Here is a 26,482-nt window from a genome sequence, read left to right as displayed (position 1 = left end):
TATTTTATATCTATAAAATCCTTGTATACAGTTTTCGTAAATATCCCCATCGAACCATAAAGAAATATAGTATTTGTATTCCAATAAAGCTAAAACATACTAAGATAGAAATATTTAAAATGGAGAATTCAACTAATTGCTGTAAAGCTAAAAATGCTACTCCACTATGAATCACCGCTACAAGTATAGGTAGGAAGAACATCAACGACAGCTGGCGTGTGACAATCTGTTTTAATTCCTTTTTACTTAGTCCTATTTTTGCAATCATTTCATACTGCTGTTGATCTCTTTCTAAATCTGCATAAAGGCGGAAATACAATAAACTGGATGCAAAAGTAAAAAACACAATACCCACTAATACACTAGAAATTAATAAGATGCCATTCCCTTGTTTAAACATATGCCACTCAGTATACAAGGATCCAAATCTATATTTTGAACCTTTATCCTCCTTGAATTGTGACTCTAATTGTTTTGCTATACTTTTCGTTTCGGCCCAATCTTTTACAGTAAACCCATACTTTTTAGTAGTAGGCATATCATCTCCGTTTGGAATCGTATCATACACAGAATCCGAAACCACAAGAGTAACACCATATCCGCTTGGCTCCACTAAATAGGGAACGGCCTTTTTCACTCTAAATGAAATATCTTCGTCTCCTTGCAAAATGTTTATTTGAGAAGGTATCCCTATTCCTTTTTGATATTTATCCATTGCCGTAGCAGATGTGGGAATTAATATAGTCTCATTTTCATTTTGTAATGTTTCTACTTGATACCCTAATGCCTTTACTAAAGAATTATACTCACTTAGTTTTATCAACCTGATGTTATTCTTACTACTTTTCGGAGTTATAGTACCAAGTTGATAAGACAGCCCTGCATCTGAAAGTTGTCTCTTTATTTCTGTAATATGCGCCTCTTCTAATGTGTTTCCTTCTTGTGAAGTATAGGTAAATGCAAATGGTGGTTTTTTCATTTCATATAATGCTGAATCCCCTAGAGATAAGCATGTACCAATTCCGATAAAAGAAACAGCGGAGATAACCGCTAGCATAAAGAACATCGTGGCATTATCTTTCATGCGATACGCTAATTCAGAAATAGTGAGAAGGTTTGTTTTCTTAAAAAAAATATACTCTTTCTTTTTTAACCTACCGATGATAAATACACTCAATTGAGAAAATAAATAATATGAGCCAATTATAGTACAAATTACTCCAATAACTAACGGTATAGGAGTAAAATCAATTCTGACCGTTGACACAAAATATAGTACGAAGCCATATCCACTTCCAATGAAAAGAAGGGAAAGAAATGCTTGTATCCAAGATGCCTTTGGCTCTGATTTAGGCTTGTCCTCTGATTTCATCAATTCGATTAACTGGTTGACTTTTACCATTTTAGAAGTAAACATCGAAGTTAATAAAAATAAAATCATAAACGTACCAGCTGTCATCGCAATTGCTTTAGTTGGTATATAAAAAGGAAGTCCAGTCTCAATAGCTAGTATATTGGTACTTAGTAATAGAATCAGCTTTGAAAAAATCAATCCAATTAAAATGCCACAAAAAATCGATGAAATCCCAATTAACATATTTTCTAAAAATATTAATGTATTCAGTTGCTTATGAGACATCCCATGTATCATAAGAATCCCAAATTCCTTTTTTCTTGTCTTTAAAAATGCACTGACAGAATACAAAAGAAAGAAAAAAGAAAAAATGAAAATAAGGGATTGAGAAATTTGCATCCCGATTGTTGCGAGTGAACTCATTGTTGTACTCTCAGAAGCTAATTCTCCTTCTAAATTCGGATGAAATAATAGCAAAGCATACGTAAAGAAAATCATAATAGAGAATGTACTGCTGAGAAAATGTGCAGCATAGGTTCGTTTGCTGCGCTTGACGTTCTTAAACGCGAATTGTCGAAAATTCATCCTTACGTCCTCCTAATAAAGCAAGTACATTCATAATTTTCTGGTAAAAGATTTGACGGCTTTCTCCGTAGTATAGTTCATTATACAATTTACCATCTTTGATAAATACGACGCGGTCGCAGTAACTCGCAGCCATTGGGTCATGTGTAACCAGCATCATTGTTGCCTCTTGTTCTTTATTTAATTGCTGTAATAACACCATAACATCTCTAGCCGCATTTGAATCTAAATTTCCTGTCGGTTCATCTGCTAGTACAAGTTGCGGTTTATGGATAAGAGCACGCGCAATAGCTGTCCTTTGTGCTTGTCCACCTGATATTTCATACGTACGCTTGTCTAATATTTCTTGGATGCCTAACTTTTTTGCAATTATTTCTACACGTTTATTCATCCGTTTGACATTCATACCATCTAAGGTCAAAGGGAGAACGATATTCTCCTTCACTGTCAATGTGTTCAACAGATTGAAAGACTGGAATACAAATCCTAGCTGACGTCTTCGGAATTCAGCAAGAGTGTTAGCTGATAAACAGTGTGGATTTTTCCCGCTAATCAATACCTCTCCAGATGTGGGAGAATCAATGGTAGAAACCATATTTAGCAATGTTGTTTTTCCACTTCCAGAAGGTCCCATAATCCCTACAAACTCTCCTTTATTTATATTTAAATTAATATTAGAAAGTGCTTCATAGGATACCTTCCCCGTATAGGTCTTACTTAGTTCGTTTACCGTGAGTATTTCCATTTTGTTTGTCTCCTTTTTCTTTTTCTATAATACTAAGTGTAACGGAGAACATGTATTCATCCTATCGATTTTCCTTACGAATGCATAACAACTTCGTAAGAGTTCTGAAAATTCCGAATTGCATTCATCCCTAGCTTGCATAAGGAAAAATAATTCGAATTTTCGTTCCTCTATCTACTTCAGATTCTATTTCAATTTCATGATTTAATCTTTCTGCAATATTTTTCACAAGATATAATCCCATCCCAGTAGATTCTTTGAACTTCCTTCCATTTTTGCCGGTATAAAACGGCCGAAAAACTCTGGATAGATCTTCTTTGGGAATTCCTACACCTTGATCTTGGATTTCTAAGACAACAGATGTCCCCCTTTTAAAAACAATCATTGTAATGTTCTGTTTACTGCCAGCAGAATATTTAATTGCATTAGACAGAAGTTGATTGAGAATAAACCTGAGCCATTTTATATCTGTTTCAACAATGTAATCCTGTATGATTTGTACTTTTGGATACACATAATTTCTGATAAAAAACCGTTTATTTTCATAAATTACCTCCTGAGCTAGTGTTTTTAACGATACTCTTTCTACATGAAAATCTTGTTCAAACGTCTCCAATCTCGCCATGTGTAGTACCATTTCTAGCCCATACTTCATACGATCTATTTCTTCCGCTATACTTTCAAACGTTTCTCCATGCTCTTCTTGTGTAATTAATTCCACTACAGATACAGGCGTTTTCATTTGATGTACCCATTGATTAATAAATATTAAATGCTCCTTTTGTTTATGTTCCCATGCCTTTAATTGACTTTGATATTGGTTATATTTCGCTTCTAATACATGTCTAAAAGCTATGGATATAGGCGTATCCCCCATATATTGTATTGATTCCTGCAAAATTCGAGAAGGATGAGACAATGTATTGTAATATCTACGATGGCTATAATAACGATAGATTAAATATCCAATTAAAAAACAAATCCCTAAAAATAAACTATATAAAGCAGTTAGTATATGATGATAGCCATCTAACCAATACACCATAAGAGTGACAATAAGTTGTAAAATTATCATTACAATTAAAGGTAGGTGTTCACGTAAAAACAACTTCATTATAGTACCCCATCATTATCCCAGTTTATTTTCAAACGATATCCCGCTCCTCGAACTGTGTCCAGTGCATTTTTAATTCCAAGTTCTTCTAGTTTTTTTCGAACACGTGCAACATTTACACGTAGTGTATTATCATCTATATACGTATAATTATCCCAAATTTTTTCTAGCATTTTTTCGCGACTAACAACGTTTGGGCACCTTTCTAGGAGAATTTCTATTAATAGCGCTTCATTTTTTGTAAGCATACTAGTCCTATCTTTTAATTTTAATTCCATTTTTTCTGGATACAATTGTAATCCTGATTGCTGTATCACTCTCTCTTTTACTTTTGGGGCATATTCACCATAAATCCGCCGAAGATGACTTTTAATCTTAGCCATTACAACTTCATAGTGAAATGGTTTCACGATATAATCATCTGCCCCGTGTTCTAAAGCCATAACTTGTTCCATCTTTCCTTGTCGTGCTGATACAAAAAGAATTGGACAAGTGGATATCGTTCTCATTTGGTGGCACCAATAAAAACCATCAAAATACGGTAAATTGATATCTAGTAGAACTAAATCAGGCTGAATATCCTTGAATTGCTCCAGAACATGTTCAAAATCTTTTGTAGTAACCGCTTGATATCCATATTTAGTGATATAAGAATAAAGTAAATCAGAGAGTTTTTCATCGTCTTCTACTATCATGATTTTATGCATGTACTCACTTCCCTTCCTTGAAATATCCAATTATAAACATTAAAATACATATACATAATAGGATATTTGATTTTGCTAAGTTTACCTTTTAAATAAACAGTACCCATAGGTACTGTTTTATGTGTATACTCTTTATTTTATTGAAATGTATAACATATCTTTTCCTAATTCTATAGGGCTTATGTCTATACATTAAAGTTTTTATCGATATTTTTTATATAACGAATAATCCCCATAGCACAAAAATCAATATCCGGCTTTACTTTTACAAAAAAAGGATGTTCTAATGATAAACCTTCCTCTTTAAGTTTTTCTTTAATTTCCACATATATTTTTTGGGCAACAATATCAGTAGCTCTTTTTACATCTTGTTCTTCTCTCCAAACATCGTTGCCTATAGTAATAAATCGTTGCAACCAATGATCAAACTGACAACATATCTCATCTAAATTTTCTGAAACACCATAATGCCCAAAATAAATTTTACTGGGTCTTAATGTCTGAATTATTTGTTTTGAATCCTCCATTTTTTTTCGGTCGAAATGAGGCGGTGAAGTTATTGGTAAGTATAAATCAAAGGGGATTTCAGGAAAATGGAAATATGCTCCAATTGCATCTCCGGCAAATATTCCATTTGTATCAAGATCATGAATACTAATATGATGTTCAGCATGTCCAGGAGTGTAAATGAATTGCAACTCACGCTTCTCAGAAACTTTTAATTTTTCTTTATCTTCTACAGGATGAATACGCGCTTCATGGATCGGTATTAGAGGATAAAACTGATTATTAAACATGTTAGTCCCATATATTTTTTTAAGACTATTTTCTAAACTATGTGGATCGCGCATAAACTTTTCTCCCATAGGGTGTACAAATAATTTTGCATTTGGGCAGCATTTCATCAAAAGTCCTGCAGCACCTGCATGATCAACATGTATATGTGTAAGAATAATATTTTTAACATGAGTTAATTCAACCTTTAGTTCATTTAATCCTGCTATAATATACCGAAGGGAAGGGCTGGTGCATGTATCAATTAATGTAGCGCCATCATCTCCGATCAAAACATAAGTTCCTGTTCGTCGTGGACGACCTAATTCAAAACCATCAATAACATATGTTTTTAAATCGCCCGAATTTAATTGCTTTACGTATTCAAATCCCATTTTTATCATCTCCTTTAATTTTATAATTTTTTTATAAGTCATATGTTTTTAATTTTCTCGCTCCCAAATTAGTACAACTCTTTCATCCATTTCCGTTATATTTAAAGGTTCTGTGGTTAAAGTTAATTTATTTTTTTTAAAATGATAGTATCGTTTGAGTTGGATACCTTTCCATTGAGGAAAGATACTTGTAAATACGGAATGTATGATTAGTTTCTTCTGTACTTCAAATAAACCACAATACGAAATATGCTGGATGGCTAATGCCTGCTCTTCTGTTGAAGTATTCTTTAAATTAAGAGTCACTTCATTTAGCTGCTTTTCACCCGTAATAATAACACTCATATACCCATCCTTGTTGTATATAAGCATTCCGCTTGGCTTTTTTCCAAAAGGGTACAAATTCGCTCCATTTACTTTCCTAATAAAAAATTCGGTTAATCTCCACGTTCCAATAAATTGTTCTTTCTGTCCCATTTTAATTTTCACCCTTTCAGCTAAAAAATTATTAAGATAGATTCTCAAAGAAGTATATTGCTAACTAACAGCTTAATATTTAGTTGTAAGAAACAAATCTATGGATCACCCTTTAATAAATATGCTTTAATATTGACCCTAAACAAGCTATTACAACTAATATCTTCAGCATAAACATTTTAACCTCTTATACATATCTCACTACTTAACTCAATTATCTTAATATTCATTCGAAATATAAATGCCAAATTTGTCTATTTATCAGATAAATTTGGTATACATTACATAAACCCCATTATCGATTGCTACATTTCATCCTTATTTTTCATTATAAAAATACAACATTATAGTTGTCGTTAATATCATATTAGAAGTACCATGTATTGCTTTTCATCAAAAACAAGTTAACTACCCTTATTTTGTTTTTTTAAATAAAACAAAATAAAAAATAAAACCACTACTAAGATTGTTAAAACTCGAATTCCATAATGATGCAAACTGTATTCTACAAAATCCCATTTGTCTCCAAGTTTCCATCCAAGTCCAATAAAGGTACTAGTCCAAATAAAAGCACCACTATATGCATATAAGCAAAATCTCAAGAATATAAAATTTGACATTCCGGCAAAATATGCAGTCAAATGACGAACACCGGGTATAAAATAACCAATCATTAACAAGAAAGGACCGTACTTTTCAAATAAGATATGTGTTTTTTCAATTTGTTTCTCTTTTATATGAATTTTAGGACCGTATTTATTTAAGATTGGTAATCCTAATTTCAATCCAAGAATGTAACTTAGTGTAATCCCTAAAATTGCTCCAGTAATTCCACTCAGAAAAGCATACACCCCTGACATCGTTCCTTTTGAAACATTATAACCTACAAATGTAAGTAAAAACTCATCTGGTATTGGAAGTCCAACAATCCCTCCAACAAGGGCTATAAGAATTCCCAAGTATCCATATTGTACAATTAGTTCTCCAAGTTGTTGTTCCATTCCACAAACACATCCTATGCAAACGATTTACTTCTTAAATTCTTTTAGAAAATTTTAGAAAATATTTTATATTAATAAACGGATTCGATTCAGCTTCATCTTTATCAATTGATATACTTTATTAGTAATTTGATTTCATTAATATATAAATTAATATATTCGAATATTATATAAGTTGATTCGTTTTGATGCAAGAATTGTATGAATTGCATATCTTTAAGGAAAGCGACGAAAATTTGACCGTATTGTCTTCCATATTTTCACCGCCTAAAACACTTCTATGTTATTTATTTTCAACTACATTATCTATTAACTACCACATATCAACAAATTATTAAATAGAGAACAATTATTAAATTCATATAAATTTTTTTGTTGCATCGCTAGTGTTATGAAGTAAAATACGCTAGAATTTCTAACTTAATGGATGAATTGATTTTTCCCATGTATTATGTAAACGATATCCAGAACCACGTATTGTTTCAAGAGCATTTTGAATCCCCAATTCTTTTAATTTATAACGAATCCGTGTTATATATACTGACAATGTATTTTCATCAATATATTTCATTCCATCCCAAAGTTGATTGAATATTTCTTCTCGATGTACCATACTCGGATAGTTTTTCAATAAAAGTTCTACGAGTTGTTCTTCTTTTCTAGTTAATGATATCGATTTCCCATCATATTTCAGCTCCATCTTATCAGTATAGAGAATCAATCCAGAACGGTTAATGATTCTCTCATTTAATTTTGAAGCATATTCACCATAAACTCTTCTCAGATGACTACGTATTCTTGCTAATATGACTCCATAATGAAATGGTGCAGCTATATAATCATCCGCTCCATATTCTAATGCCATAATTTGCTCTATTTTTTTATTAAATTTTGAGAGAAAAATGATCGGACAAATAGAGATATTACGAATTTGGCGACACCAAGAAAATGCGTCGAATTCCGGTGATGGCACATCAATAATAACTAATTCAGGAGATATTTCACAAAATCGATCTAAGACATTATCAAACTTTTTTAAAACAATGGGCTTATAATCATATTTCTTCAGATTTGCTATAAGTAACTCTTGTGATCGAATCCTGTTAGTTATAATCATTATAGTAGCTATAAAAAATCCCTCCTTTCTAATAATAGTGTTTTAAATATTTATTATATAGTTGGTTATTAGATATATATATCTTAAAAACTATCAGTTACTATACTAAAAATGTATTCATTCTAAAACATGAATGGATCGAACTTCTGTACGTCTAAAATTTGTATTTTGCATTGTTTTTCCTTCAAATTCTATCGTTACGTTTAAATTTCCTGTGTTATTGGAAGTTGGAATCATTTTAACAAACGTATTGTCTTTTATTTCCTCCAATTCCTTAATATCCACTTTTTGCGAAATTTCACTTTCTCCTTTTTTAATATTTATTTTCATGGAAGTTATACTTAAAGTTTCGGGATTCTCTATTTTGATTTTTAATGGTATAGAAGTATTTGCTTTAACCACTGAATCCATATTTATTGAGATTATTGGATTACTATTAAATTGGGCCATCATAAAATAAGCATCCTCCTTTGTACTATTCATGCACAATTTCCAGTCTCCTTTTTCAGGTTGACTTATAGAAATGCGTTGTAAGTAACTCCCATCAAACACCCCACTCCCTGACATAGGCATTGCTTGTATATTTTTTGCTTTATATTTTGTTTCAGAAGGTGATATAACCTCTATATGAGTGTCTTCATTTTTGGTTAAAATATATAATTCAATTCCTTGGATAGAAGAATCTATAGAGACTTTTTCTTCTCTTGTTTTATGTGCTAGTAAAATCCCGCCATTTATAAATTGTTCAGTGTGTTTGGGAGTTTGTTTAACCTCTCTAGCTTTAGAATTCACCATGAAAAATGGTTGTAAACTATTATTATTTTTTTGTAGTATAGGATTAATCTTTTCAAATACTGCAGAACCTTGATGCATATTTTCATGATTAAGAGGAGCTATGAAAAGTTGTTTTCCATAAGGGAGTTGTGTACTAAATACATTTACTTGACCATCGTTTGATCCCCCTACTCCAGAAAGATAAACACCCCCTAGCCATGACGCACTAAATGCTGATCCCCAATCAGTTCCTGCAGCTGTATAATATGTGTTTTTTAATATATTTTGATTAGAATCGGTTATTTCACGAAAAAGTTTCATGTTACTTGTTTGAAGGGATTCTGTTCCAACATCTAAATTTCCTAATAGTTTCATAAGCCATTTCGCTGGAGCGCTATACGCTAAATCAGCTAAAGCAGTTCCATGAAATGGGGTAGCCAGTGTTATTACATTATTGGCATAAGAATGAGCACCAAAATGAACTAATGCTGTTTGTGTATCTATTCCTCCCTTACTGTGTGCAACAATATTAACTTTAGTACCGAAATATTCGGAAATTTTTTTTAGAATATCCGCCAATTGTTTACCATTATCCCAGTTATTTTTCTCACCATTTAGTGATACAAATGCTGTACGAAAGCCTTCTTTAAATGCCCGCACATACATTTCATTTCCTCCCCACCATTCGTTTGCATGCCCGTGAAGACCATGTACAAAGACAATAGGAAATTTATTATGGTCAATACTTTCAGGCATTTCTCCCAAAAACCAATTCTCATCTTGCACTGGTTTTGGCACTAAATTCGGCTCGTTTTTATTTAGTAGGGTTAAATGCTGAGAGGCATAGCTATTAGCATAAATAGATAATGGTTGTATGCACAACGACAGCAAAAATGTTGTTAATACAATTCCGGCTATATATTTATTTTTGTTTAGGGTAATCATAATTATAACTCCTTATTCTATGTAAATATTTCACCAACACTAGATTAACACTTAAAAATTCTATTCCTTAAAATAATAATTATTGAAATTACCGGACCATAAGAATGAATTTCCACATACTATCATGACCCGAAATAGTCAATCGCTTAATTTTATATAATTCATCTTTTTCATCCTGTAATTTAAATCTGTCATGCCCCATTGCAACAGCATATTTATAATATTTTTTTGCTTGCTTTAACGATTCATCATTAAAGGCTCCAAAAGGATATGATAATATATAAACATTTTTTTCAGTGATTTTAGAAATCTTTTTATTCGTTTCTTCATATTCTAGTTGAAAATCCACTGTAGAATCCGTTAAATTTATATGGCTTCCTGTATGTGATTGAATTGAAAAAATTTCTGATTGTGAAAGTTGTTTTAATTGATTCTGATTTAAATAGTTTGGTTGATCAATAAGACTAGCTACCATAAAAAGAGTAACTTTTGGTTTGAAATTACTGTCTTTTAATTCGTTCAATATTTTATAGGCAATCATGTTATTCTCATACCCGTCATCAAAGCTTACAATTATAGGTTTTTTATACCTTTTCGCATTTTTTAATTCATCAAATGAAATAAAATCATAATTATTTTTTTTTAAGTATTCCATTTGCTCTTTAAATTTTTCTTTTGATACATACCAACCTGTCATATTTTTATCAGTTCCATTTGGTGGATCTCCTATAGCATGATACATAAGAATTGGTATACCATCAGCAAATATCCAGTTCTTATTTTCCTTTGCCCACCATAATCCAGTAGTCCCTAAAACGAACATTAAACAGATTATTATCACTAAATTTTTGTTCTTTTTTATAAACATTCTTCCTCACTTCTTTCAAACACGATTTTTTTAATACAAACTAAAAATCGGATAATTCACAATAATATCTGATAATACTTAACAAATTATCATTCAAATAATCATCAAATATACAAATATATTATTTAATCCATCTCAATCTTCTTATATTTGGAGAGATTTTTCACCGCCAATTTTGTTTCGAAATCAGACAAATTTGGAAATTATATGTAGTATGTATGTAAATCAAAATAAAAATTCAGGGAACTAGTATCATTTTTTAATGAATAGTAGCATTTTTAATGAGGGCTTTCATATTTATGAGTAGTTTCATTAGTTTATAGAAGAAATCCCCTCATTCCGAATGATTAGGTATCTCGAAGATTCACAAATAAAAAAAACAGTAAAAATAACTTGTAAATAACATCACAAGTTATTTTTACTTTCAATGAATTAGAATCTTAAAGCTTATGAGTAAATACTGAAAAGGATGAAGGTTCATTGTGTTTCAACCTTACTATACTATTAAGTTTACATTTAAGATTTCAAAATTTATATTAGATAAATGTCTTATTCGCTATTTTTCAGCATTTCCTTGGTAACAGAAAAAACTACAACAAAGAGCCGTAATTCCCGTGTTTAGGTGACTATATTGAACTTTAAATTCTTAAGTTTGTATTTCTTCTCTTCTGTTGCAAAAAAGAGAACTATAAAAATCCCATATGTCAAAATCATTTTTTATTATTTCATGAATTAATTTTGATAATATATTTAAAGTTCTTCTCAATATTTATTATAAATATTAATTAATCCTATGAATTAAATTAATAAAAGAATTCCTTTTTATTAACTTAATTTTTTTTATCACCAAGAACTGATGTAATAATTGAAATTATAATATTTTTATTTCTTATTTTTAGAATGAATTACACCTTTATTTACTACCCCCAATTTACTAATATCCTTCAACATCCACAATATAAAAAATACACTTTTGTAAATAAACAAGAACTAAAAGAGTTGTTTGATCAACTTAATCATCCTAAATGGAAAAATGGTAATAATAATTCTAATGCCAATTTGTTAAAATATAATTATAACAAGTTCAAAGATAACTCCTTAGATATAAATATTAAAACAATCGAAAGTAATGAAAATGCTAAATTTCCTTTCAATGCGAAACTGGTGATAATTAGTAATCACTTTAATGTCAAACTTGTTACTTAGCAAGGATCACAAGAAAAAGACAGAAATGAAAAAGTCAGATGAAAAGAACGTAAATTCTTATATAAGGTACTTTTTTGATGAGAAGGCAATTTTAATAGTGTCTTTTTTTGCAAATCATTTCTAATTCTTTTTTCAATCATATAAGGATGAACATGTTCATTTTTTGTATAGTTTGTAATTTAACAAACTCTAAACATTTTCACTTAAATAAGTACATAAATTTAACGTAAAAAACACCTACTATTCAATTTAAATTTCTATTTCTAGTAATTATTATTAATCCTTCTTTTACATATATTTAAAATAATTCAATTAGAAATTCTATCAGTATTTTTTTGCATATGTACTAAAGTTAATACTAACCTTGAAATATAATCCTCCTATTTTCCTCCCCAAAAGATATTTGGTAGCTCCATGCATTAATGACTTGTCAGATTCTAATATTCTTTATATATGTTTGTTCGGAATTTTTTATTATAAATCACCCTCTCATAAATTCATTTGATTATAAAATCAATACACAAAAATTTAATTCCATTATAACTCCTTATTATCTCCTTAGATTTATCAAGCACACGTAACTTTAATAATTGCAGGATAACTTCTATAAAAAGTGATAATTTGTCCTTTAAGTAGACAAATTATCACTTTTTATTACTCGATATATTGTTATAAAGTAAATGATAAATAATCACAAGACAGCCTATAAAATTCATTACATCTAAGGGGAAAAAAGTATGATTTCAATTACAATTGAACAGATTTACCAAGAAATATTAGACGGAAAAAGAAAACGATTTCCTCCCAATACTTGGAATGAAGATATAGATTTTGAACTCTCTAAACGTGTTACAAAATATTTAATTGAACATGTATTACAATGGAATCCAGATGATATTAAACAAGGTTGGAATCAAAAATTAATTCAAAAAATGAAACTAGCAACTGTTCTTTCTAAATATAATTCAAGTCCCTATGCTATGCTAAATGATGCTTTTCCGAATTATATAAAAGAATGGGAATTAGGAATGGCCCCCGTAAATTTTTGGACAAAATCGAAAGCTTTGGAAGCCTTACGATGGACAATTGAACAAAAAGCGCAGCTAACAGATGAACAATTATTGAATGTATATGGCGAAAAGTGGCTAAAAAAGCATAAATTAATTTCACCTTGTGGTATGTATTGGAACGGTAGCCCCTATGCTTATTTGAATGCATTATATCCGAATCAGTTTAAAGAGTGGGAATTATCAGTAGTTCCTAAAAATTTTTGGACAAAGCAAAAATCCCTAGAAATATTACAGTGGACAATTGAAAATGAAGAACAGCTAACGGATGAACAGTTGTTAAATGCATATGACAAATCCTGGTTATTGAAATATCGTCTATCATCACCATGCAAATTTTTTTGGGCAAATAGCCCTTACGCTATGCTAAATGCGCTATACCCAAATCGATTCAAAGAATGGCAATTTAAAAAAGCTCCTATGAATTTTTGGACTAGAAAAAATAGTTTAGAAGCTCTGAAATGGACGATTGAAATTAAAGAAAAGTTATCTGATGTAGACATAAAAAAGTTATATAGTATAGATTGGCTAAATAAACATAATTTACGAACACCTATAATTAAATTTTGGAAAGACAGTCCTTATGCGTTTCTAAATGATTTATATCCAGAAAAGTTTAAGGAGTGGGAACTAATTTCCACTCCGAATCGATTTTGGACAAAGCAAAAAGCTTTAGAAGCTCTGAAATGGACGATTGAAGAAAAAGAACAACTAACACAGGAAGAGTTAAAAAAATCTTATAGCAGAAAATGGATTAAAAAAAATAAACTGATTGTTCCGTTAAATAAATATTGGGGAAATAGTCCTTATCGTATGCTAAATGACTTGTATCCAGGACGTTTTAGAGAATGGGAATTATCTGTAACTCCGTATAATTATTGGACAAAGCAGGGAGCTCTAGAAGCTTTAAAGTGGACAATTGAAGAAAAAGAACAACTAACACAGGAAGAATTATTAAAAATATATACTTGTAAATGGTTAATTGAAAACGGTTTAAAGTCACCATTAGAAAAATTTTGGAATTCCAGCTCCTTTGCTATGCTAAATGATTTATATCCAAATCGATTTTCTAAAATGATGTTAAAAGGATACAAGGATACGGGAAAGAATAAGACTTTAAAGATATACGACACTCTTTTTATTGAGTAGTTTTTACATAACAACAGAGAAACACTTTTAATTTTATTTCCTATTTTCCCCTATCAAAATCACCCCTTTATCGGGCCTGAAATATTCATTAACTTATCTAAAAACCATAATTTTTTACATATTTTGAGGGATTATGTTTTTTATATTTACATTTTATAGAGAGTAATGGTGCGATAATTCTAGTGATCATAAGTCGCATGATTGACCAAAAAATAAAAATATGGTATGTTTACTGTAGATTAGTTATATATTGAATGCATATTCAATATATATAAAGTATAGTACTTAACTAAATTGCATAAACTAAAAAAGACGAGATGCTGGAAACATCCCGTCTCATAACTGCTACTGTCAAGGCGGTTGTTATTATGCATTATCTTTTTCTTTTAGACCCACGCTTGTACTTTGGTCGGTGAAGCGAGGGTTTTTTGTTGTCTTTTTTTTCGAAATGCTTTTTGAGTGCGTATTCTGAAACCTCACGCACAACTGCTCTTGCAATTTCTTTTAAAAATTCAAACAAAAATCCCATGTTATATCACCCCCTTTCCTTCCAAATGGAAAGAAGGGATAATAACAAGCCCACCTTCACACGATATACAGTTATACTTCAATTTTACCATACTTCTACACTCTATAATAGATAATTTGTCCAATGTCAGTCTGTTCATAATCTTTTAGTTTAAGTGTTTTATAAGAATATAGTTTACTATAATCTGAATATGTAAACTATATTTCTGGGATTCTTCATAATTAAACTTAGGTTTATACGTTATTTTTTGAGAATATAAATTTCAAATAAAGCTTCAATTCTTTTTGATGTATTCCGCTATGGATGTCTCCCCAAACTCTCTAGCATACTCATAGGTCCTACCAAGTTCCAAGTGAAATCTTTGTATTTATAACCCTTGTATCATTACCTCTCATTATTTTTTACATTTTTCCCCTCTTAAATAAAAAGCCCTTAAAATTACCATTCATATTTCCTTCTATTTTCTAATTCATATATGTCAACTCTTTTTTGTAATTACAGTTAATTTTTTTTGTGGCGAACCCGAAAAATGACCTCTCAAATCAGATCGTAAACAACTTTAGCGATTCAAGTAATGTAATTAGACCTGGTAGTTCGTAAACTTCTTAAAAGGAAAAATAGACCCCTTAGAACGTTTTTTGTTTTTTTAGAGGTCTATTCTCTCGGGAATTTCTATTCTTCTATGTCTTTTTCTACTTCTGCGGTTAAAATATCTTCAGCAAATTTCTTGTAGCCATTATACCCTTTCTTTCCAGCTTTTTTCTTTATTGCTTCTAATACCTTTTCATTAAGGTATAGACTTAAATGCTGCTTTTTTTCTTTCGACTCCCCTTTTGATCTATTTTCAATTCTTTCTTTGAAAATTTCCAAATCGGATTTTAAGTACAATCGTTCAGTAGATTTCCCTTTAGCAATCTCTTTAAAGGGCAATATCCCATCTTTAGCCGCATTATGAACGTAAGTCTTAGACTTATTTAGAAATTCCGCTGCCTCTTTTAATGTTAAAGAGTCTTTGTATAATTCCTCTAACTTTTTTACGTCTTCTTGCTCAAAACGATATCCACCATCTGCTCTCCAGGTAGCCAGATTGATAGGTTCGATCTGTTTAAACTTAATTAAATAGCCTAATTGATTTTTTGTTATACCTATCCTATCGCATACCTCTTCTAAAGATAAATAGTCCATTTCTCACCTCATCCAAAACTTTCATTCTAGCTGTTCTTTAAATTTTCTTAGTTGATACTTTGTTAAACCTGTTTCTTTTACTACATCTTTGATTGAGTATTCCTTATACTGCAGATACTTAAATGGATTTTCCATATAACGTTCTCGTACCTTATTAAATGTACTCTTTTTCGATAAAGAATTCAATTGCTCTCCTTTCTCTCGGATGGAATCGAAAATGGGACAACCTTTACAATGTTTGTAGTTCCTCTGTTTTGCCTGTTCTTGCTCATCTGTACAATTCACTGATAGGTTGTTCAGAGGGCAAATTGAACAATGGGTATCTTCTAAATTATGGATTTCTTGTAAAATTTTCAGACGAAGACTAGTCAAAAAAAATCTCCTCCTACCGCATTTGGATTGAAATGTACAAAAAAATTCAACTAAACATTTCCATTATACATTATCTAAACAGAAACGTTAAATAATAATGTAAAAATATATATTTAAACATTTCATTTTATACCACAATAAATAATGCGTTTATTGTGGTATAATAAGAATCATAAAATTTTATAAAAAATATATGTTTGTCTTTTCATTCTATTAAAAGGTGTGTGTAAATTTGAATATTATAAATTACGAACATAATAATCAACTTGTAAAATCCAAATCGGATTTTTTTGATAGCAGACATTTCGAAAAAATCATGGGCATGGGTATTCGAAATATTGACTATTCCCAATTAAGCGAAGAATCATTAGTTTATTTATTTTTACACGATGAGCCTTCTTTAACGAAAAAAAGAAGTGAACGAACAAAAAAACTTTATCTGCATGATCTTTCTCATTTTCTTCGTTATATAAAAGAATCAATCGGAACCATTAAGGAATTATCCTATAATGAGATGGAAATCTACTTCTATCAACTAAGTAAGAAGTATGCGGCCACCACATTACGTCGAAAGAAAACAGTGGTTCAGCAGTTTTTAAAATATGTGTATGATAACAATGGACTTTCTGACAACTTTAGTAGTCGTCTCAAAAAAGTATCGGTAAAAAAAGAAGAGCTAGTCAATCGTGACCTCTTTCCAGAAGAAGTGAACGAAATTCTAGATACACTGAAGAAAACGAATTTCTTTATGTATTCCTTGTTTTTTCTTCTTACAACTACTGGACTCCGGATTGAGGAAGTCGCAAATGCAAAGTGGGCTGACCTTGTATTCCACCCTTCTTTAAATGTTTATCTCCTACGTGTAATTGGAAAAGGAAATAAAGCGAGAGAAGTTCGTATCTTTGAAGATGTACTCAACGATCTCTTTCATCTTCGTCAACTACGGAAACAGACAAGTGAATTAGATGCCTCTAGTTCATCTGCCTTTCTACCTAAAGCGGACGGTTCTCATTATAGAGCGGACTACTTATCAAAATATGTAGCAGAAAAAATTGAAGAAACTAATTTACCATTTCTGCGTTACCGAAAAGATAGAATAACTCCCCATACCTGTAGACACTTCTTCGCCAATCATTTGATGGGAAAAGGAGTCGAACTTAAGAAAATACGGGACTATTTAGGACATGAGTCTATTATGACGACGGAACGTTATTTAAGAGAACGTACAAGACGCCAAAACTTGGCCACAATAGATATCGGCAATTCATTATTTTAGTAAGTATATATAATAGGAAGAAACTCGATTCAACATTTCAGTTTCTTACTATTTTTTGCTCATAGAATGCTAAATATTGCTCTTTAATCATAACGTTTTAACTAATTATTACAAGTTACTTTAAATTATGACTTATTTTTAGTTATCGGGACACAATTTATCCTTTCTGTTTTACACTAACGTTATAATTCAGAAAGGAAAAGGTGATATGTTCCATCTAAGCAAGCGACTTGCTGAATTGCGAAAAAAACAAGGATATACCTAATCCGATATATCACATCGCCTAAACATTGCTGTACTACTTATGCAAATTGGGAATGTGGAAAAGCTGATCCTGATGCAGATTCGATAATGCGGATTGCAGAGTTGCATAATATCACTATAGATGAATTGTTTGCAAGAAATAATCCTCTAGAAAGAATATTAGAATCCATTAAAGTAGCATTAGCAGATCTACCTGCTGAAAAGCAACAAGAAGCGCTAGATGTTCTTATCGATTATACATATTTCATTAAAAAGCACTTTATTAAATGATATTTGTAGTACTTAAAACATCAAACTTATAATGCGAACAATCTTACTTACTATAATTCCATCTTTATAATGACAGAGATCGATTTCGTCTCTTGTCTGCATAGCTTCTATTAACATTTGGTTTTGCATTGTTCGGGAATAATGAATAGCCATACACGGTATTATTCTAACAATAAGAACTTTTGTTCTCGTTATATTCCTACCCAACCTATATAATCAAGTCATTTCGCGAAAATACATTCGTTTTTTAGGGGGAAATTAAGTATATTTTTAAAATATAATTTATATATATAGAATAATGGATTCTTGTGCTAAAATGAATGTGATATGAAATAGTGCTGATATATTTACCACTGTAAAAGTAGAGTTAGTAGAATCATGTTGGTTTAATACAAAGAAAAAGACATCTATATAGATGTCTTTTTCTTTGTATTGTACTAAGGAGAATGCCCTTATTTAACTAATTGCTTTTGAATCTCCTTAATTAAAAGTTTAGCCCCTTCAGGACTGAGAACGATTTGGCCATTTGCTAATGATATATTTTTTTCTGAAATATCACCAGTTATTGCACAAGCATCATAAGATTTATATTTTTTTAAAATAATCTTTTCATCTTCTACAAATATTTCTATAGGATCTTTTTCTGCAATTCCTAAAGTTGTTCTTAACTCTTTCGGAAGAACAATTCGCCCTAATTCATCTACTTTTCTTGTGATACCTGTTGATTTCATGTTTATACCACCTTTTATTTTTTACATTTCTAGCCACTATCTGCATGTCATACTACAATTATAGATCTAGATTCCTTTATCGTCTTTTATCTCGTTTTCTCTTTCTTTAGCTTCTAAGCTAAATTTAGCGTAAGTCATTAATTTTTCTAGTTCATTTTTGGAAGCATTATAATCTTTAATATAACGTTCTTTTCTTCCAGGACTCATATATTTATTTTTTTTCATTTCGTTTATTGTTTCTATATTCAAGATTTTTCGTTTTTCATTTATCTCATATAAGAGTTTTAAATTTATTGCAAGGCCTATACTCCAAAGAGTAAAACCGATAATGAAAGAAAGTAGTAGATGTGCTGATAGATAATGATCAGTAATCATAAAATAGAGAAAATAAATAATCGAGATTGCAAACAAAAATGGATTATAGTATTTTTTTATATTTTTGTATTTATGTATTTTTATTTCGTGTTGTTTTTTTCTCATTTCAAGAGTCTCTAACATGTATAAATTCTCTCCTTTTAAATAGGTCCAGTTGGTTCTTTTTATACTCTTCCTTTTTAGACTAATATATCACTGATTAGAAATAATAGTGAAGCCACATGGACTAATCCTTTGATATTGCTAGTGTTTGCATATTAGTGTGTCTCTTGTTTATTTGTGGTTCACATAAATTGATAACTTATTATATAATTATAGTAAAAGTAAAACAACATTATCCAATAATTCAAATGAAAAATTAGTAAGACTTAGTATGGATACTTGTATAGCTAAAACAAGATTATTAGATTAGGTAGTTTCTCTGTTGCTGCTCTTTCAGTCTAATTCCACAAAAGCTTTTATTGATGAGCTGAGTAAAATAAAAGAAAAAGGATTTAACGGTAGTGATCTGACAGATTATATTTTAAATAGTTTTAAGGAAGAATCGATAAACCTATAATTTCTTCTGAAATAATCGTATAAATATCATGTATAATTAAGAAACAGTCGTTTTTAGGGTTGAAACAAATTAAAAGAAGCAGTGAAATAATTAAACATAGTGAAACAGAACCTGATTTCTAAATATCAAATTCTATTGTTTTTACAGTTTTTTATGATAACAAAAAGAAGACGGAAAAACCGTCTTCTTTTTGTTACCACTTGATATTAGATGCTTTAAATGCAAAATCAACCTTTGTAGGTTTATCACCACTAGTTAGCTGCAACTTATAAAGACCACCTCTTACTCCTTGCGAATACGTTTCGTTGCTTAACCAATCCAATCTTCCACCTGGTTCAAGCTTTTTATTTATATACTCTTTACCGCTACTAGCATGTACTAAACTAATTTTCACTTCAGTTTCGCCCCGATTTTTAAAGTAACATTTAACATGTCCATAACCCGTTGGAACATTAAACTCGTACTCAGCAGAACTACTCGTCCCATCTCCTAAAGTAATTGTTGGTTGTTCATTCCCAATCTCTGCACTAGCATCAATAGCAGGAAGAGCTAATGTACTAACTCCAACACCAAATGCTAAACCTAAAGTAAGTAGTGCTGAAACTAATTGTTTCTTTTTCATATTTAAATCCCCCTTGTTATGAATTTGCACAAGTCAAATATACTAAATATTTACATAATGTTAAATATATGGTTTGATTTTTCAATATTATTTTTAATTTTTAGATTATTTAAAATAATAGAAGTGAATGTAGCATCAATTAATACTTTTTAAGGCATCTTGTTATTTAACTTAACTCGAAAAGATTGTTTTGTTAACCCTAATAAATTTTAAAATATTAATTATAGATGTTATACTAAGTGCAACCAAGAAGCATTCAACAGATTTTGATTAATCACTACATTTTCTTTTACAGTATGCCAACATATAAAAAGACACTTTGTAAAGTGTCTTTTTATATGTTATAAGATTAATACATTAACTTCATATTTCTTATTTATTTCGCCAATCGTACTGATTCTTGAAAGTCAAAATATTGCTACTGAAGTTTCTTTTTTGCTATAGAACTTCTTATAGAAGCTTTTTACACTCTAAAATAAAGTCAATATCCTCACAAGTAGTATCCTCATTGTAAATACGTTCAATAACTTCCGCTGCATACCCTTTATCTTCATATGTTTCTGCAAATCTTTTCATATAGTTTTTTACAATTTGTATTGCTTCTTCCTGATCTAAATTATTTTTCATTAATTCAGGGTTAAAATATCCCAATTTGTACACTCCGTTTCATTAATGTAATGATAATCCTCAAATATATACTGCAAATTGCTTCATTTCTTCTTTCGTAAATTGTTTTCCTTCAGTTGTATCTTGTTTCGCAATACTAATAAACAATAAAAGCATTATTAAAATCACGAATGGAACAGTATAAATTAATTTTTCAAGAACTACTCATAAAATAAAAAGCACTATTCCTTCTGTAGAGTGACGGAAAGAAATAGCGTTTTTCCCTTTAAAGGAGATTTTGTTTGGTTAGTTTATTTCAATAGGGTGAACCCCTTCTTACTCATCATAAGGACGGAACTTTTCTCTCAATCCTTCTAATTCTTCTTGTTTGGCTTCTATATCAGCTTTTAGAAATAAACTCACATTCCCTAGCTTTTTAACTGGTGTCAATTTACCAGACTTAATCATAACACTCATACGGGAACGGCTAACACCTAAAATCTCCATTGCCTCTGAAGTAATAAGAACTTCTTCTCTGATGAAATTCTCTACTTCTTCCCTAGAGTTTAAATGATAATTCATTCGTCTTCACCTCTCATACATAACTTAATTATCAATAGAATAGCATATACAATGCATACAACTACGAATGCCCAGCCTAATTTAGTCTTTACGCTAAAATCATTAGATAGTAACCATAGGAACAGGACAACAAAAATACTTAAATCAATGAGTTTTAACTTCTTCATCATTTTTTGGTGACCGATGTTATAATAGTATTGAGGAGAAATCGGCTCTCAACCTTTCCCCTCAACTTGCTTACTTGCGCTTGCGGTTGTTACGCTTGCGCTTTTTCTTTTCTTGTAGTTTCTTAGTCGCTTTAGAGGGGATATCTAAACCGGCGCTATACAATTCCGAACACTGAAGCAATTATTGTTATAACATCTTTTGTTATTTCGATCACCAAACCTCCTTTCTATACACTTAATACATTGTAATACATCTATATATATATTTGTAAGGATTTATATAAGTTATTTAATATAATCTGGGGTAGCACCACATCGCTATCAAGCTAACAAAATACAAATACCCCCAGAACGAAATTTTGTGCTAATTTGTAATAAAAAGCTCATTTTTTCGTTATGGGGTGGATTTGTTTTCTTAAGTTGGTGGGCATGCGGCAGACCCCCCAATAAATTTAATAGCGTATAATTTTCACGTTTTTTCGGCGAAACATATAATGTATTATTCGGTTTGATGTAATATATTCTTTACTTTCTGTAAAAAACATATTACTATTACGTTAATATAACTGTATAATAGAAGAGAGGAATGACATGCTTGAAAATAATATAGTAGTAGGAAGAGCTGAAAAAAGATGGACTCAACAACAATTAGCAGATGCAGTTGGTGTCAGTCGACAAACTATAGTAGCTTTAGAAAAAAATAAATATAACCCTTCTTTGATTTTAGCTTTCAAAATTGCTAATTCACTTGAGAAAGAGATAACTGATGTATTTAAATATGAGGAGGATGAATAATGGTTAATATTGCTACGATTGTAATTTGTGTGTTAGTAGTATTGGTGTTTATTGCAGAAATTTACAAAATTACATTTGAACGTCGGATGGAGTCACAAGATGAGAGAGGACAAATGTTCATCTTTAAAATTAAGTCATTATCTTATACTGTTCTAACGGCTGGTATATTAATTGGAGTAGCATTAGTAGCAATATTTAAGTTAATAGATAAGGAATATTTTATTTATTATGTAATGCTTGTGTTTTTTATTCAAAGTATAGTATCATCCATTTATTTGGCTATTGTTCGGAAAGTATAAAACTGTTCACTAGATAGCGGAGTATTTTTACATATTCTATTAATACTATTAATTCCTTCTTCAAAAATTCCCCTAAAATGAAAAAATACGCTATTCTTTCTGTAGAATCATAGGAAAGGATGGCGTTTTTGTATGTCTATTTCTGTATCTGATGAATTACAACTATTTGCTCAAGAAATTCAAAGCTTTTTATCCCCTAATATCTTACGAAATCTTGCTAGAGATGTTGGCTTTGTGCAACGAACAAGTAAGTACCAAGCCAAAGATTTGGTCGCTTTATATGTATGGATGAGTCAAAATATCGCTACGACTTCTTTAACTCAGCTATCTAGCTGTTTAGAAGCATCAACAGAAGTTCTCATCAGTCCTGAGGGGTTAAATCAACGATTTAATAAAGCGGCCGTCCAATTTTTACAACACATATTAGCCGAACTTCTAAACCAAAAATTAGCCTCATTTATACCGATTTCTTCTCCATACACTTCTGTTTTCAAGCGTATTCGGATCCTGGATTCTACCGCATTTCAACTTCCAGATATCTTTTCATTCGTTTATCCAGGTGCAGGAGGGTGCAGTCATACAGCTGGGATGAAAATTCAACTTGAGTATGACCTGTTAAGCGGACAGTTCTTACATATTCATACAGGACCAGGTAAACAACATGATCGAACCTACGGTTCTCTATGTGTCCCAACTGTAACAGCTAATGATTTATGTATCCGAGATTTAGGTTATTTTCATTTGAAAGATCTTCAACATATACAAGATAAAAAGGCTTACTATATCTCTCGTATCAAGTCCAATACACGCATTTATCAAAAAAATCCCACCCCTGATTACTTTCAAGATGGAAGAATCAAGAAAGGTACAAAGTATATACAGGTAGATATGGAGGTCTTAATGAACTCTCTTCAGCCAGGACAAACATGTGAAATAGCTGATGCTTATGTAGGAATGATTGATAAAGTACCAGCACGTGTAATTTTTCATCGATTAACAAAAGAACAGCAACAAAAACGATTACAAGATCAAGCTGTAAGAGAAAAAAAGAAAGGAATGAAGTATTCTACTCGTAGTAAACGACTTAGTGGTATCAATGTATATATGACAAACACCCCTACAGATATTGTCCCAATGGGACAGGTACATGACTGGTATTCTTTGCGTTGGCAAATCGAAATTTTATTTAAAACGTGGAAGTCATTCTTTCAAATTCATCATTGTAAAAAGATAAAACCAGAACGATTGGAGTGCCATTTATATGGTCAATTGATTGCCATTCTACTCTGTTCTTCTATCATGTTTCAAATGCGTCAATTGCTCCTCATGAAGAAAAAACGAGAGCTTAGTGAGTATAAAGCCATATATATGATTAAAGACTATTTTCTTCTTCTATTCCAAACTATACAAAAAAACACCCAAGAGCTATCAAAGGTGTTACTTCGCCTGTTCAATCTCCTACAGCAAAACGGGAGGAAATCTCACCGGTATGAGAAAAAAACGATTTTTGATATATTAGGTGTCATTTATAACTGTACCATGTCTGATAATCAAGCCGCTTAATTCAAAAAAGTGAAACCCGTTAGGGTTTATTTCGTATGCAAATCTTTCAATCACCTACACTTGCCCTTTAGAAAAAGAAACAATCTCGCCTAAAATTGACTTTGTATAAGCTTAGCTTGATAGCAATGTGGCGATACCCCTCAATGCATAAAATTACTTAACATGGTAAAATAATATTCGGATGGGAGTCCAATACATATTATTAAAATTAAGATGGTTCAAGTCGTAGGAAGACACCTTTGGGTGTCTTTTTTTCTTTAAATTAAAAAACCCACCTATTTCCGTAAGTGGGCTTAATTTCTATTACAAAATACCAAAGTATACTCTCTCTTTTTCAAAATGGATGCTATTGATATAGCATCTATTTTAATAAGGCGGTTCTAAAAGTATATTCAATTGGATTCATTGTATAATTTCCCCAATCTTCATAAGGATATGGGAACAATATAAATTGTAAATTTTCTTCTATATGTTCAATTTCGGGAAAATCAACTTTATATCCCAATGTTCCTGTATTCTTTGATTCCACGAACCAAACCATGTCATCGTTTAATTTCACCTGGTTCCAATCTTTTAAAGCGATAATAGCCGCTCGCATATTTTCCGTTGCATTTGGATTACCTATATGTAAATAAGCATTAGTTTTTTCTTGAGCTGAGGGTAATATCTTTCTATCTTTTGAGGATTTACTCAAAAATATAGGAGTATCATCAACTTCACTTTTATATAAAAAATCTGGTTTTTTTATATTTACGTCTATTTTTTCATCACCCTTGTCTATAGTAAACCTTTTCGCATAAACTCGCTCATAATACGTTAATTTATCGAAATCCATTCCTTTAACTATTTCATTAGGTTCTTTAATAAACAAAACTGTTAAATCTACGGTTTCACTATCGACATCAACAGAAACTTTAATTCTCTCTTTTTTATTTCCTCCAATATTTATACTATGACTAGAAATAGATGTTTCACTACCATCAACATGAAAGTTCGTTTGAATAAAATTTTGTAAAACGATAATCTTAAAATCTCTATCATAGTTAATTCCACTAAAAATCTCAAAATATATCGTCTTTCTCTGATCGTCCTCTATTTTCAACTTATTTTCAATACTTAATGGATTTAGATTTTCATCATATGATGCGATTTCTGTAATAGCCCCACTATCATCTGTTGAAGTTGAAACTTCATTGATTTTAGGAGAATCATCCTTATCATTGGTAAATTTATTATATCCTACAAATACAAGAAGGGCAGCGAGTACTAAAGTACACGCTGCTAGTATTAAAATTTTTTTCATATTACCAATTTTTCCTTAATTCAGGATATGTATCTACATAACCACTTTTTTCAAATGTAAAGTTACCAACAGAATATGCACCATTAAAATTATTTATATAACTATCTGGTTTCGCTGTAGCTGAAACTATTTTAGTATTCTTTACAGTACTGCTTTTACTTTTCCAAAGTGAACCAGACTTTTTAAATAACCTTGCTCTAGCTCCTAATTTATCATGTACCTTTTGGGTATCAGCTTTAGCTACAGTATACCAAGTCAAACCTAGTGGTCTATAGTTAGTGACACTCCAAGTTCTATTTCCTCCTGAAGCCAAGGCAACTCCTTCTGGTGTAACCATTACTGAACTACCCTCAACCCCATCAAACTCAACTGTTTCACCATTAATTGTTGTTTGCCCTTCAAAATTCTTGGTATTGATATTCTCTTCAGCTGAAGATTCTAGTGGTGCAATTGTTAATAATGCTGCAAAAGCGATACTTGTTGGAATAATTCTCTTTAATTTCATAGTAAATCTCTCCTCTTTTTCTATAATTTTACTGTACAACTAAATGTTAAGATAAATAGAAATTAACAACAAGACTAGTTATCTAGACAATTATTTGATACAATTCCTATAGAAAAACAATGATATTACACCAGATGTATGATTCTGAAAATTAAAACATAAATAATTACATATATTCCATACAGACCCATTAATGGTTTA

General features: G+C 30.8%; 25 protein-coding genes and 1 pseudogene. 6 read left to right on the top strand and 20 right to left on the bottom strand.

Features of this window, described 5'->3' with window-relative positions:
• Window positions 1-10 precede the first annotated feature (10 nt).
• The 10 genes from AU379_RS24810 to AU379_RS24765 all read right to left on the bottom strand — a co-directional run bounded on the left by AU379_RS24810 (window position 11) and on the right by AU379_RS24765 (window position 10,856).
• Entirely contained in the window at window positions 11-1,939 is a 1,929-nt protein-coding gene (locus AU379_RS24810) for an ABC transporter permease (protein WP_061139968.1), read from the bottom strand.
• Entirely contained in the window at window positions 1,914-2,684 is a 771-nt protein-coding gene (locus AU379_RS24805; RefSeq protein ID WP_061139967.1) for an ABC transporter ATP-binding protein, read from the bottom strand. The genes AU379_RS24810 and AU379_RS24805 overlap by 26 nt, the downstream gene beginning before the upstream one ends.
• 130 nt (window positions 2,685-2,814) lie before the next feature.
• The gene (locus tag AU379_RS24800; protein ID WP_061139966.1) at window positions 2,815-3,798 is read right to left on the bottom strand and encodes a sensor histidine kinase; all 984 of its coding nucleotides are present in this window, start codon (window positions 3,796-3,798) and stop codon (window positions 2,815-2,817) included.
• Window positions 3,798-4,505, bottom strand: a complete 708-nt coding sequence (locus tag AU379_RS24795; RefSeq protein WP_061139965.1) for a response regulator transcription factor — start codon at window positions 4,503-4,505, stop codon at window positions 3,798-3,800. Before AU379_RS24795 ends, AU379_RS24800 begins: the two co-directional genes overlap by 1 nt.
• Before the next feature lie 185 nt (window positions 4,506-4,690).
• The gene (locus AU379_RS24790) at window positions 4,691-5,674 is read right to left on the bottom strand and encodes an MBL fold metallo-hydrolase (RefSeq protein ID WP_061139964.1); all 984 of its coding nucleotides are present in this window, start codon (window positions 5,672-5,674) and stop codon (window positions 4,691-4,693) included.
• Window positions 5,675-5,722: 48 nt separating this feature from the next.
• Window positions 5,723-6,151 (bottom strand): lipocalin-like domain-containing protein, encoded by a 429-nt coding sequence (locus AU379_RS24785; protein ID WP_061139963.1) that lies wholly within the window; start codon window positions 6,149-6,151, stop codon window positions 5,723-5,725.
• 404 nt (window positions 6,152-6,555) lie between these two features.
• The gene (locus tag AU379_RS24780) at window positions 6,556-7,152 is read right to left on the bottom strand and encodes a DedA family protein (protein WP_061139962.1); all 597 of its coding nucleotides are present in this window, start codon (window positions 7,150-7,152) and stop codon (window positions 6,556-6,558) included.
• A gap of 415 nt (window positions 7,153-7,567) precedes the next feature.
• Window positions 7,568-8,281 (bottom strand): response regulator transcription factor, encoded by a 714-nt coding sequence (locus AU379_RS24775; protein WP_172794123.1) that lies wholly within the window; start codon window positions 8,279-8,281, stop codon window positions 7,568-7,570.
• A 105-nt stretch (window positions 8,282-8,386) separates the two neighbouring features.
• Window positions 8,387-9,988, bottom strand: coding sequence for a hypothetical protein (locus AU379_RS24770; protein WP_061139960.1), 1,602 nt, complete (start codon window positions 9,986-9,988; stop codon window positions 8,387-8,389).
• Between the two features lie 88 nt (window positions 9,989-10,076).
• The gene (locus AU379_RS24765; protein WP_061139959.1) at window positions 10,077-10,856 is read right to left on the bottom strand and encodes a polysaccharide deacetylase family protein; all 780 of its coding nucleotides are present in this window, start codon (window positions 10,854-10,856) and stop codon (window positions 10,077-10,079) included.
• A 1,943-nt stretch (window positions 10,857-12,799) separates the two neighbouring features.
• Here AU379_RS24765 and AU379_RS24755 point away from each other — a divergent pair.
• Window positions 12,800-14,278 carry a DUF4046 domain-containing protein gene (locus AU379_RS24755; RefSeq protein ID WP_061139957.1) on the top strand — a complete coding sequence of 493 codons (1,479 nt, stop codon included), beginning with the start codon at window positions 12,800-12,802 and terminating at the stop codon, window positions 14,276-14,278.
• Window positions 14,279-14,651: 373 nt separating this feature from the next.
• Here AU379_RS24755 and AU379_RS30755 read toward each other — a convergent pair whose 3' ends face one another.
• From AU379_RS30755 to AU379_RS24745, 3 genes are all read right to left on the bottom strand, one after another.
• The gene (locus AU379_RS30755) at window positions 14,652-14,807 is read right to left on the bottom strand and encodes a hypothetical protein (RefSeq protein ID WP_172794122.1); all 156 of its coding nucleotides are present in this window, start codon (window positions 14,805-14,807) and stop codon (window positions 14,652-14,654) included.
• A 672-nt stretch (window positions 14,808-15,479) separates the two neighbouring features.
• Window positions 15,480-15,992 carry a helix-turn-helix domain-containing protein gene (locus AU379_RS24750; protein WP_061139956.1) on the bottom strand — a complete coding sequence of 171 codons (513 nt, stop codon included), beginning with the start codon at window positions 15,990-15,992 and terminating at the stop codon, window positions 15,480-15,482.
• Window positions 15,993-16,013: 21 nt separating this feature from the next.
• Complete coding sequence (locus AU379_RS24745) at window positions 16,014-16,364, bottom strand: zinc-finger domain-containing protein (RefSeq protein WP_061139955.1); 351 nt, start codon at window positions 16,362-16,364, stop codon at window positions 16,014-16,016.
• Window positions 16,365-16,596: 232 nt separating this feature from the next.
• Between AU379_RS24745 and AU379_RS24740 the strand changes: the two genes are divergently transcribed.
• Complete coding sequence (locus AU379_RS24740; RefSeq protein WP_061139954.1) at window positions 16,597-17,640, top strand: tyrosine-type recombinase/integrase; 1,044 nt, start codon at window positions 16,597-16,599, stop codon at window positions 17,638-17,640.
• Window positions 17,641-17,848: 208 nt separating this feature from the next.
• Window positions 17,849-18,174, top strand: a pseudogene (locus AU379_RS31280) (helix-turn-helix transcriptional regulator).
• A 452-nt stretch (window positions 18,175-18,626) separates the two neighbouring features.
• Here AU379_RS31280 and AU379_RS24730 read toward each other — a convergent pair.
• From AU379_RS24730 to AU379_RS24710, 5 genes are all read right to left on the bottom strand, one after another.
• Complete coding sequence (locus tag AU379_RS24730; RefSeq protein ID WP_061139952.1) at window positions 18,627-18,905, bottom strand: AbrB/MazE/SpoVT family DNA-binding domain-containing protein; 279 nt, start codon at window positions 18,903-18,905, stop codon at window positions 18,627-18,629.
• Window positions 18,906-18,971: 66 nt separating this feature from the next.
• Entirely contained in the window at window positions 18,972-19,403 is a 432-nt protein-coding gene (locus AU379_RS24725) for a hypothetical protein (protein ID WP_061139951.1), read from the bottom strand.
• A 629-nt stretch (window positions 19,404-20,032) separates the two neighbouring features.
• Entirely contained in the window at window positions 20,033-20,461 is a 429-nt protein-coding gene (locus AU379_RS24720) for a hypothetical protein (protein WP_061139950.1), read from the bottom strand.
• A gap of 450 nt (window positions 20,462-20,911) precedes the next feature.
• Window positions 20,912-21,112: a hypothetical protein gene (locus AU379_RS24715; protein ID WP_061139949.1), complete on the bottom strand. Its 201-nt coding sequence runs from the start codon at window positions 21,110-21,112 to the stop codon at window positions 20,912-20,914.
• A 291-nt stretch (window positions 21,113-21,403) separates the two neighbouring features.
• Complete coding sequence (locus AU379_RS24710) at window positions 21,404-21,649, bottom strand: helix-turn-helix domain-containing protein (RefSeq protein WP_061139948.1); 246 nt, start codon at window positions 21,647-21,649, stop codon at window positions 21,404-21,406.
• Between the two features lie 758 nt (window positions 21,650-22,407).
• Between AU379_RS24710 and AU379_RS24705 the strand changes: the two genes are divergently transcribed.
• The 3 genes from AU379_RS24705 to AU379_RS24695 all read left to right on the top strand — a co-directional run bounded on the left by AU379_RS24705 (window position 22,408) and on the right by AU379_RS24695 (window position 24,473).
• Entirely contained in the window at window positions 22,408-22,611 is a 204-nt protein-coding gene (locus AU379_RS24705; RefSeq protein ID WP_000892394.1) for a helix-turn-helix transcriptional regulator, read from the top strand.
• Window positions 22,611-22,910 (top strand): hypothetical protein, encoded by a 300-nt coding sequence (locus AU379_RS24700; protein ID WP_061139947.1) that lies wholly within the window; start codon window positions 22,611-22,613, stop codon window positions 22,908-22,910. Before AU379_RS24705 ends, AU379_RS24700 begins: the two co-directional genes overlap by 1 nt.
• A 132-nt stretch (window positions 22,911-23,042) precedes the next feature.
• Window positions 23,043-24,473, top strand: a complete 1,431-nt coding sequence (locus AU379_RS24695) for an IS4 family transposase (RefSeq protein WP_061139946.1) — start codon at window positions 23,043-23,045, stop codon at window positions 24,471-24,473.
• 361 nt (window positions 24,474-24,834) lie between these two features.
• On the opposite strand, the gene AU379_RS24690 is transcribed toward AU379_RS24695, so the two are convergent.
• Window positions 24,835-25,776: a hypothetical protein gene (locus tag AU379_RS24690; protein ID WP_061139945.1), complete on the bottom strand. Its 942-nt coding sequence runs from the start codon at window positions 25,774-25,776 to the stop codon at window positions 24,835-24,837.
• Between the two features lies 1 nt (window position 25,777).
• Window positions 25,778-26,281 (bottom strand): hypothetical protein, encoded by a 504-nt coding sequence (locus tag AU379_RS24685; protein WP_061139944.1) that lies wholly within the window; start codon window positions 26,279-26,281, stop codon window positions 25,778-25,780.
• Window positions 26,282-26,482: the final 201 nt, after the last annotated feature.

This window comes from Bacillus sp. JH7 (assembly GCF_001563515.1).
Classification (GTDB): Bacteria; Bacillota; Bacilli; order Bacillales; family Bacillaceae_G; genus Bacillus_A; species Bacillus_A cereus.
This window is presented reverse-complemented; position numbering and strand designations above follow the sequence as displayed.

Excerpts from the sequence above, each read along its gene's own strand:
- AU379_RS24700 (WP_061139947.1), top strand. The coding sequence starts at position 22,611 with ATGGTTAATATTGCTACGATTGTAATTTGTGTGTTAGTAGTATTGGTG.
- AU379_RS24690 (WP_061139945.1), bottom strand. The coding sequence starts at position 25,776 with ATGAAAAAAATTTTAATACTAGCAGCGTGTACTTTAGTACTCGCTGCC.
- AU379_RS30755 (WP_172794122.1), bottom strand. The coding sequence starts at position 14,807 with ATGGGATTTTTGTTTGAATTTTTAAAAGAAATTGCAAGAGCAGTTGTG.
- AU379_RS24790 (WP_061139964.1), bottom strand. The coding sequence starts at position 5,674 with ATGGGATTTGAATACGTAAAGCAATTAAATTCGGGCGATTTAAAAACA.
- AU379_RS24685 (WP_061139944.1), bottom strand. The coding sequence starts at position 26,281 with ATGAAATTAAAGAGAATTATTCCAACAAGTATCGCTTTTGCAGCATTA.
- AU379_RS24705 (WP_000892394.1), top strand. The coding sequence starts at position 22,408 with ATGCTTGAAAATAATATAGTAGTAGGAAGAGCTGAAAAAAGATGGACT.
- AU379_RS24695 (WP_061139946.1), top strand. The coding sequence starts at position 23,043 with ATGTCTATTTCTGTATCTGATGAATTACAACTATTTGCTCAAGAAATT.
- AU379_RS24765 (WP_061139959.1), bottom strand. The coding sequence starts at position 10,856 with ATGTTTATAAAAAAGAACAAAAATTTAGTGATAATAATCTGTTTAATG.
- AU379_RS24805 (WP_061139967.1), bottom strand. The coding sequence starts at position 2,684 with ATGGAAATACTCACGGTAAACGAACTAAGTAAGACCTATACGGGGAAG.
- AU379_RS24800 (WP_061139966.1), bottom strand. The coding sequence starts at position 3,798 with ATGAAGTTGTTTTTACGTGAACACCTACCTTTAATTGTAATGATAATT.
- AU379_RS24770 (WP_061139960.1), bottom strand. The coding sequence starts at position 9,988 with ATGATTACCCTAAACAAAAATAAATATATAGCCGGAATTGTATTAACA.
- AU379_RS24725 (WP_061139951.1), bottom strand. The coding sequence starts at position 19,403 with ATGTTAGAGACTCTTGAAATGAGAAAAAAACAACACGAAATAAAAATA.
- AU379_RS24730 (WP_061139952.1), bottom strand. The coding sequence starts at position 18,905 with ATGAAATCAACAGGTATCACAAGAAAAGTAGATGAATTAGGGCGAATT.
- AU379_RS24780 (WP_061139962.1), bottom strand. The coding sequence starts at position 7,152 with ATGGAACAACAACTTGGAGAACTAATTGTACAATATGGATACTTGGGA.
- AU379_RS24750 (WP_061139956.1), bottom strand. The coding sequence starts at position 15,992 with ATGGACTATTTATCTTTAGAAGAGGTATGCGATAGGATAGGTATAACA.
- AU379_RS24720 (WP_061139950.1), bottom strand. The coding sequence starts at position 20,461 with ATGAAAAAGAAACAATTAGTTTCAGCACTACTTACTTTAGGTTTAGCA.
- AU379_RS24785 (WP_061139963.1), bottom strand. The coding sequence starts at position 6,151 with ATGGGACAGAAAGAACAATTTATTGGAACGTGGAGATTAACCGAATTT.
- AU379_RS24710 (WP_061139948.1), bottom strand. The coding sequence starts at position 21,649 with ATGAATTATCATTTAAACTCTAGGGAAGAAGTAGAGAATTTCATCAGA.
- AU379_RS24810 (WP_061139968.1), bottom strand. The coding sequence starts at position 1,939 with ATGAATTTTCGACAATTCGCGTTTAAGAACGTCAAGCGCAGCAAACGA.
- AU379_RS24795 (WP_061139965.1), bottom strand. The coding sequence starts at position 4,505 with ATGCATAAAATCATGATAGTAGAAGACGATGAAAAACTCTCTGATTTA.
- AU379_RS24755 (WP_061139957.1), top strand. The coding sequence starts at position 12,800 with ATGATTTCAATTACAATTGAACAGATTTACCAAGAAATATTAGACGGA.